The sequence below is a fragment of the Lacticaseibacillus baoqingensis genome, assembly GCF_003946165.1.
In the GTDB taxonomy this organism is placed as follows: domain Bacteria; phylum Bacillota; class Bacilli; order Lactobacillales; family Lactobacillaceae; genus Lacticaseibacillus; species Lacticaseibacillus baoqingensis.
In genome coordinates this window covers 1-8094 of sequence record NZ_RHOI01000052.1, presented here as the reverse complement: position 1 = coordinate 8094, position 8094 = coordinate 1, and the positions used below count along the sequence as shown (strand labels likewise).

Annotated in this window: 8 protein-coding genes and 1 riboswitch; of the genes, 2 read left to right on the top strand and 6 right to left on the bottom strand. The window is 50.5% G+C overall.

The features are described from left to right. A partial coding sequence (locus EKM91_RS14140) for a hypothetical protein (RefSeq protein WP_225419536.1) occupies window positions 1–199 on the top strand: 199 nt, incomplete at its 5' end. A gap of 374 nt (window positions 200–573) precedes the next feature. Here EKM91_RS14140 and EKM91_RS13280 read toward each other — a convergent pair. Then, window positions 574–1239, bottom strand: a complete 666-nt coding sequence (locus EKM91_RS13280; RefSeq protein WP_125754380.1) for a redox-sensing transcriptional repressor Rex — start codon at window positions 1237–1239, stop codon at window positions 574–576. 221 nt (window positions 1240–1460) lie between these two features. On the opposite strand from EKM91_RS13280, the gene EKM91_RS13275 reads away from it, so the two are divergent. Continuing rightward, window positions 1461–3407: an ABC-F family ATP-binding cassette domain-containing protein gene (locus tag EKM91_RS13275; RefSeq protein WP_125754379.1), complete on the top strand. Its 1947-nt coding sequence runs from the start codon at window positions 1461–1463 to the stop codon at window positions 3405–3407. 65 nt (window positions 3408–3472) lie between these two features. On the opposite strand, the gene EKM91_RS13270 is transcribed toward EKM91_RS13275, so the two are convergent. From EKM91_RS13270 to EKM91_RS13250, 5 genes are all read right to left on the bottom strand, one after another. After that, window positions 3473–4282 carry an HAD family hydrolase gene (locus tag EKM91_RS13270; protein WP_125754378.1) on the bottom strand — a complete coding sequence of 270 codons (810 nt, stop codon included), beginning with the start codon at window positions 4280–4282 and terminating at the stop codon, window positions 3473–3475. 64 nt (window positions 4283–4346) lie between these two features. Then, complete coding sequence (tsaD, locus tag EKM91_RS13265) at window positions 4347–5369, bottom strand: tRNA (adenosine(37)-N6)-threonylcarbamoyltransferase complex transferase subunit TsaD (protein WP_125754377.1); 1023 nt, start codon at window positions 5367–5369, stop codon at window positions 4347–4349. A gap of 18 nt (window positions 5370–5387) precedes the next feature. Then, complete coding sequence (gene rimI / locus EKM91_RS13260) at window positions 5388–5930, bottom strand: ribosomal protein S18-alanine N-acetyltransferase (RefSeq protein ID WP_125754376.1); 543 nt, start codon at window positions 5928–5930, stop codon at window positions 5388–5390. Continuing rightward, window positions 5914–6636 carry a tRNA (adenosine(37)-N6)-threonylcarbamoyltransferase complex dimerization subunit type 1 TsaB gene (tsaB, locus tag EKM91_RS13255; protein WP_125754375.1) on the bottom strand — a complete coding sequence of 241 codons (723 nt, stop codon included), beginning with the start codon at window positions 6634–6636 and terminating at the stop codon, window positions 5914–5916. The genes rimI and tsaB overlap by 17 nt, the downstream gene beginning before the upstream one ends. A 168-nt stretch (window positions 6637–6804) precedes the next feature. Then, entirely contained in the window at window positions 6805–7323 is a 519-nt protein-coding gene (locus tag EKM91_RS13250) for a folate family ECF transporter S component (protein ID WP_125754374.1), read from the bottom strand. Window positions 7324–7360: 37 nt separating this feature from the next. Continuing rightward, window positions 7361–7454: riboswitch (THF riboswitch) on the bottom strand. Window positions 7455–8094: the final 640 nt, after the last annotated feature.

Genomic DNA, 8094 nt, shown 5'->3' with positions numbered 1-8094 from the left:
GCGAAAATCTAGATCAAACTTGACCATAGTAAAACCCCCAGATTTGGATTGTTGTCCAAACCTGGGGGTTCACATCATTGCAGTGCCTTTTTTGGTGCTGCTCAGTTGCGGCAATATAGTCTTCGGTGTTGACTGGGTCGACCGCTTTGCGTCAGTTGCACCATTTGCGGTGGTGGCGATCAAGCCGATTTGCCTTTAATTGTGTGCTTTTTGCTCCATTCTAGGATGCAAACTGTATTAATTTTAATTTAGCGATTCTCATTTATATTGGCAAAAAAATAAAATTCACGAAGTTTCCCCTCATTTTCAGGGCTTGTGTAACAAAAATCCGGTCAATTATAAGCCAAATATTGGTCGCTATCCCTGTTGCTCATTATTGCACCATATCCAATTTCCCCTGCCTGTCACGTCACCAAAGCAGGGAAAGACGATCTTCGCGTTTCCGAACGATTTCTGAAAAGAATGCGCCTTTTTTAACCTCACAGCCACCTGATCCCCATTCACGCGCCGCTTAACTGTACTAGTTTTGACCGCAAAAAAAAGAACACCGCGATCATAATCGCGGTTGTTCTTTTATTGTGCTTTATCGGCTTCAGCGTCTTTTAGCGTCGGTCCGTAATGTTCCAGGAAGTAGATCAAGGTCTGCAACTCGGTGGCTAAATCCACATTTTGGACCCGCACATAACTTGGTACCGAAATGCGCAGCGGCGTGAAGTTCATAATCCCTTTGATGCCGGCTTTGACTAAGCCATCGGTAATGTCTTGGGCCGCGTCTGTCGGCACGGTCAAGATCACGATTTCGATTTGTTGTTCCTTCAATTGTTCGACCATGTCTGCCATTGGGTAGATCGGCACCCCGCTTTGGATGGTGCCGGCAATGTCAGGATTCAAGTCAAAGCCTGCGCTGATGCGGATGTTGTTGGCTTGGCGGAAATTATAATTCAACAAGGCGTGGCCTAAGTTCCCGACCCCCACCAGCGCCACATTCGTCAAGCGATCTTGGTTCAAGATCTTCTTAAAGAACGTGATCAAATCTTTGACGTCATAACCGTAACCACGCTTGCCCAGCGCCCCGAAGTACGAGAAATCTCGCCGGATCGTTGCGGAATCAACTTTGACCGCCTCTGATAGTTCGGTGGAACTCACTTTCGTCGTACCGGCATTTGCCAAGAACGTCAAATAGCGGTAGTACAGCGGTAAGCGTTTAGCGGTTGCTTTAGGAATGATCGTTTCTGCCATGTTGTCTGTCCTCCTATAAGGTGGCGCAATATTGTGCAATATTTCGCTTTTCAATGATTTTCGTCAGTCATGCTTCTAAAACGATAGTAACCGGTTTACCGGCGTAACGCAAGTAAATCGGTATCCTTTGAGCAAAAAAATTCACATATCCATAAAGAAACAGCTGTACTAAATGTGTTATATTAGGAGTACTGAATTTTATTTGAAAGGAAGCGATACGCGTGATCATCATGCAGGCACAACAAGTCGGCCGCAGTTTTGACGGGTCCGATTTGTTTACGGGCATCAATTTAGAAGTCCAAACCGGTGGCCGCGTTGGCTTAGTCGGTCCTAACGGGATCGGTAAAACCACCCTTTTGGAGATCCTTGCTGGCCTCAACCCACCTGATTATGGCCAAGTGACCACGACCAAGAACATGTCGATCGGCTATTTAGCCCAAGACTCTGGGTTGGACTCACACCGCACGATCTTCGCAGAGATGCTGACGATCTTTGCCCCATTGATCGCCATGGAAAAGCGCATGCACGCTTTAGAAGCGCAGATCGCCGATCCCAAACTGGCCCAAGACGCTGACGCTTATGCCCAAACCATGGCGCAATACGATCAGATCCAACATGATTTCCAAGACCAAAACGGGTATGGCTATCAAGCGGAGATCCGCTCTGTTCTTCATGGGTTCCAATTTGACGAAAGCACCTATGAAAAATCCATCGGCACCTTATCCGGCGGCGAACGCTCGCGGCTGGCACTCGCCAAGCTGCTGCTGGAACATCATGATCTGATCATTTTAGACGAGCCGACGAATCATTTGGATATCGAAACGCTGGCTTGGCTTGAAGGCTACTTGAAAACTTATCAAGGTGCTATTCTTACGGTCAGCCATGATCAGTACTTCTTAGATCATGTGGTCCAAGAGATCTACGAATTAAGTCCGACCAAAGCGACCCATTACAAGACCAACTATTCCGGTTATTTAAAACAAAAAGCGGAAAATCAGGCCTTAGCTTGGAAAGCCTACGAAAAACAGCAAGAAGAGATCCATAAGCTCCAAGACTTCGTGGATAAAAACATCGTCCGCGCCAGTTCCACCAAACAAGCGCAAGCCCGGCGCAAACAGCTGGAAAAAATGGATGTGCTCGAGCGTCCCCAAGGGCGGGAAAAGACGGTTCATTTTCAATTCACACCGGAAACGACCAGCGGCAACGAAGTCCTGCACGTGCAAAATGTCACGGTCGGCTATGCGCCTGATCAGCCCATGGCCGGCCCCATCGATTTTCAAGTCAACAAAGGCGACCGCATCGCGATCATCGGCCCAAATGGGGTCGGTAAATCCACGCTGCTCAAAAGTATTTTAGGCCAGATCCCGTTTTTGGCTGGCAGTGCACGGTTTGGGACCAATGTCACCACTGGGTATTACGACCAAGACCAGCATCAATTGCACTGGCACAAAACCGTGCTGGCAGAGATCTGGGATGATCATCCCACCATGGCAGAAAAAGACGTCCGGGCGGCTTTGGCAGCATTCTTATTTGATGCCGACGATATTCAAAAAACCGTCGCTGACTTATCCGGCGGTCAAAAAGCCCGGCTTGAATTGACCAAACTATCGCTTAAACACGATAACTTCTTGATTTTAGATGAACCCACGAACCACTTGGACATCAATTCTAAGGAAGTTTTAGAAGCAGCCTTAGCTGATTTTTCTGGGACCGTTTTGTTCGTCTCCCATGACCGCTACTTCATTAATCAGCTGGCCACGACCATCGTTTCGATCGAACCCGATGGCGGCACTGTCTACTTAGGCAATTGGGACTACTACCAAGAAAAGCTAGCCGAAAAGCTGGCTGAAAAAGCCCAACAAGCTGGCATTGACCCTGACGCTGATGCCCCTTCTCAAGCGGCTGTGGATTATCACCAATCTAAAGAGGCACAGCGGGCCCAACGCAAGCTGGCACGCACCGTGGCGCAACTCGAAACCGAAATGGAACAACTGGAACAACAAACTGCCGCGATCCAAGAACAAATGGCCGCTCCTGACGTTTTGAGCGATTACGTCAAGATGCAAGCCTTGCAACAACAACTCGACGCACTAGCCGAAAAGACCCAAGCCACTGAAGATGCTTGGGAAGAAGCCAGCCTCAAGCTTGAAGATTATTCAGATCAATAATGCCTGCCACCAAAAAAGCGGCCGTGTGTCCAGTACACACGGCCGCTTTGTGGTCCAATGGCTGATCAGCCGGCTTGCAATAATCGCGCCAGCATGCGCCCGACGCCAGCATGATCGGCATTATCGACCACCACGTCGGCGGCGGCTTTCACCGCTGGCAAGGCGTTGCTCATCGCCACCCCTAAACCGACGCCGGCAAGCATCGCCAGGTCATTTTCATAATCACCAAACGCTGCAAACTGTTTCACCTCAGTGCCCCAAGCTTGCGCCAGCGTCATCAGCCCGCTGAGTTTGGTCACACCAGGCGCGGTGATCTCTAAGAAATTCGCTGAAGCCCACACCATTTCAAACGCCCCCAACCCTTGCAGGCGCCGCGCTAACGCCACTAGCTGGGCGTGGTCAGGGCTGTTGAAGCCGACTTTATACACCGGCGCTTGGGCCAGCAGCTGGTGCAGGCGCGGACGGTCTTTAAACAAGCGATTGTCTGGATTGTGGACCAAAAACGCCGTCCACCACGCAAACGCATTGGTCACATCATAGCGGGCCACAGAATGGGCACGATAACACATCATGTTGACGCCAGCTTGTTTGGCTTGGTCAAATAAACGGTCGATCAATGCCGGCGCGACTGGCATGGCTGCCAACAGCTGCCCGCTTTCATCGACCACATACGCGCCGTTGAGACACACCCGAGCGCCGCAAACCCCTAATTGTCTTAATACCTGATCGATCGCCGGCTGCTGGCGCCCAGAAGCGATGATGAATCGCACCCCATTGGCGGTTGCTTGCAAGACAGTTTGCCGATTCAAAGCCGGGATCGTCATGCCATGATGCATGAAGGTACTATCCAGATCCGTCGCCACTGCTTGATACATGGTTTTCCTCCGTTAACGCCGATTCAACAGCAGACTGTGCCCTTTTGCCGGCATGGCCTGCGAGTTAAGCATGCGCAAAATTCAACCCAGGATCCGCATTCAACCGTTCATCTGCAAAATGCTTTTTGGCCAATTCGATATGCGCACAAGCGCCGATCATGGCCGCATTGTCCCCGCACAAACGCAACGGCGGCACGATCAGTTCAACGGCTGGCGCACTGGTGGCCAGCGCCGCGGTTAACGCTTCACGCAAGCCTTGGTTGGCCGCGACGCCACCGGCGACGACCAGTTGCGCGACAGGATAAGCCTGCAAAGCGTGCAGTGTTTTTTCCACCAAAACATCCACCACGGCCGCTTGAAAACTGGCGGCTAAGTCTTCGCGACTGAGTTGTTCGCCAATTTGGTCGGCATGATGCACAGTGTTGATAAAGGCCGATTTCAACCCCGAAAAACTGAAATCTAGATCATCACTGGCTGCCATCGCCCGCGGAAAATGGAACGTATCTTGACCCAGATGGGCCAAGCGGTCCACTTCTTTGCCGGCAGGATAAGGGATGTTTAAGACCCGGCCAATTTTGTCATAAGCTTCACCGGCGGCATCATCGCGCGTGTCGCCGATGATCTCAAACTCACCAGCAGCTGGCATGTACACCAATTCAGTATGCCCGCCAGAAACCACTAACGCCAACAAAGGATATTGCAGCGGCTTGACGAAGCGCGCGGCATAAATGTGCCCGGCCATATGGTTGATCGGGATCAGCGGCAGATCATGGGCAAAGGCGATGGCCTTAGCCGCGGTCACGCCGATCAATAACGCCCCGACTAACCCTGGGCCATAAGTGACGGCGACGGCATCCAGCTGGTCATAGTCGACCCCTGCTTCTTTCAAAGCCATATCCACGACGGTGGTGATTTGTTCGACATGATGGCGGCTGGCCACTTCTGGGACGACGCCGCCAAAGCGCTTGTGGGAATTGATTTGTGTGGCGATGATGTTGGACAAGATCTCATTGCCGTTTTTGATCACCGCGACGCTGGTTTCATCACAACTGCTTTCAAATGCTAAGATTAATTCTGCTTGACTCAAAATTGCCTCCTCGTCTTGTCAATCGCGTAAATCGCGCGCCATATCTAAGGCGTCTGCATGATTGGCGACATAGTATCCTTTTTTGACCCGGCCATCGACAAAGCCCAGCTGATGATACAACGCTTGGGCGATCACATTATCGACGCGCACTTCTAACGTGAGCTGGTCGCTGCCAAAATCCCGTGCCTTGGCCATCATCACCTGCATCAAAAAACGCCCGATGCCACGGTGTTGCAGGCCTGGGGTGACCGCGATATTGGTGATATGCGCTTCCGCTTTGGAAAACCAACACCCGACAAACGCCACCACCAAGTGATCTTCACCTTGGGTCAAGACCAGATAAAGCGAGTGTTCGCGTTTGCGCAGCTCGGATAAAAACGCCACCCGATCCCAAGGCGTATCATTATAAACCGCCCGTTCGATCGTTAATGCCGCATCAATATCAGCATTGGTCATTTTTCGCAATTGATACTCTTGTTGAGCTAAGATCACCGTTTGGGGGGCGAAGGTCAACGCTTCCGGCGGTGTATTTTCAAACCATGCTTTAAACTTTCTCAACATATGGCTCATGCCCTTCGTCGTGATGAGTCTGTAACCAAGTCGACTCTGCTTCGGTTAACCGCAGATAGCGGGGGACGAAATCAAACACTGAAACCGGTTTGGCGTGCTGTCCTAATACTGCCAAGCGCCGAGCTTGCGGATAGGCACTCAACGCATCAGCAAAACCAGCTTGAGCGCCTAAGGTGGCGCGAATATCTGGCGCAAATTTCACCACATCAGCACCGACAAAGATGACCGGCTGCTTCAAGACTTGCACTTCCTTAAGCAGCTGAGTCAATGGTAAATGCGCATCTGCGATCACATTAGTCAACGTATCATCGATCCATTGATACCCGCCGGCAAACACGTTTTGCCGCCGCGCATCCATCACCGGCACGATCAATGCTTTGGTGCCGGTGACGCCTGCGGCCAAAACGGCCAAACTCGATACCCCGACCAAGGTTTTTTGCAAGGTGTAGGCTAACGTCTTGGCTGTGGTGACGGCAATGCGGATGCCGGTATAAGAACCGGGGCCGTCTGCGACCACGATGCGATCCAGTTGTTGGGGGCGCAATTCTGCGGCAGCCAATAAGGTCTTGATCGTTGGCAATAATTGCTCGCTGTGCGTCTTTTTATGATTGATCGTCGTTTCCGCCATCAGCGTGGTGTCATGCATCACTGCCACACTCATTGCTTGATTAGACGTATCCATTGCCAACGTGTACATTGTCTGCCTCCTGTTTTTGTCACTAGTTTACCATTGTTGAAAATCAGCTTGCAAATATTCCCAAAAAGGGGGATAACTCAGCTATTGTAACGCTTTTTCCCACAACAACCTAGTCCAACCAAAAAGGCCGCTATCTGTTCACTCATGAACAGATAGCGGCCGCTTAGACTAAATTTTAAGCCGGGTGCGCGCCACGGCTTTTAAGGCGGCAAAGCCGACCGCAACTTGGATCGGCAACATCAGCGCACTCTTGGCCAAGCGCAGCCAAATGATTCCTTGCCATGGTGTGCCCATCATATCGATCCAGATGGTGTTCAAGACAATATCGCCGATCACGGTGACTAACAGCACCGCCGCGACCACACGCCAAAGCTTGATGGGCTTTTGATACAAAAACACCCCATAGATCACTGCCGTTAACGCCGCCGTCACCGTGAAGCCCGGAAAGTCTAATCCTGGGAAAAAGACTAAGACGTTCAGCTGATCGACAATGATCGCGCCAACTGCCCCGACCCATGGGCCAAGATAATAAGCCATTAAGATCGCAGCGATGAACACCGGCGAAAGCTGCAAGAAATTGGTCCCGAAGGTGAAGCGTTTCAACACCAACGATAAGGCCACAAATAGTGCGAGGCTGACGACGGTTTTCGTCGACAGCTTGGGGCTGGAAAATGATAATGTCTGCATATGGACAATCTCCCTTTTGCGGAGACGCCTGATGGTGCTAGGCGAATGCGGGTCCAATACCGCGGCGAAGCCTTCGTCCAGCGTTCACATTCCGTTCCGCTGGCACTTAACGCACCGGACCCTACTCCTTAGATTTGATGGTACTGTTCCATCATAGCCTTAACGATCTAAAAATCAAGCCCAATATTGTTCGTTAATGACGCGGTGCACCGGATAAATAATCGTGGTATATTCGGTATTTTCCAAGTATTCAATCAAAACACCGCTGTCATCGGTTTTTGGCCTATGTTCGGGTATTTGGGCAGTTCTTAGTAAGAAAGCCGCTTTATGAGATAATGGTGAGCGCTGTCACACGAAAATTTGCGTGACTTACTATAGCGTCCCCCCAAGGTTTTAACCTTGGCGGCGTATAGTTTCAGCTAGTAACCAAACTAATATTCATTCATCCCCCACCTGGGGATTTCCCTTATCATAGGCGAGTCATTATCCGACTCGTCTATTTTTGTCCGCCCAATACGCTTGCGTGCTCGTCGCTTGCAGGTTTGGCGATCGGGCTTTATGCTAGGGACTAAATTAGATTAAAAAGGAGGTTATTAACAGTAATCGATAATGTAGAATAATGGGTTAATTTGTGACAATTAGTCGTTCTGCGGTAATCAAGTGGAAGGCAGAATGACCAAGTGCTGTGAAATGGTAAACTCGTGAAAAATCGCTGACTGATGCATGGACAGATGATGACGGTTTTCATCATGTCTTTACAGGGCCTCCTTA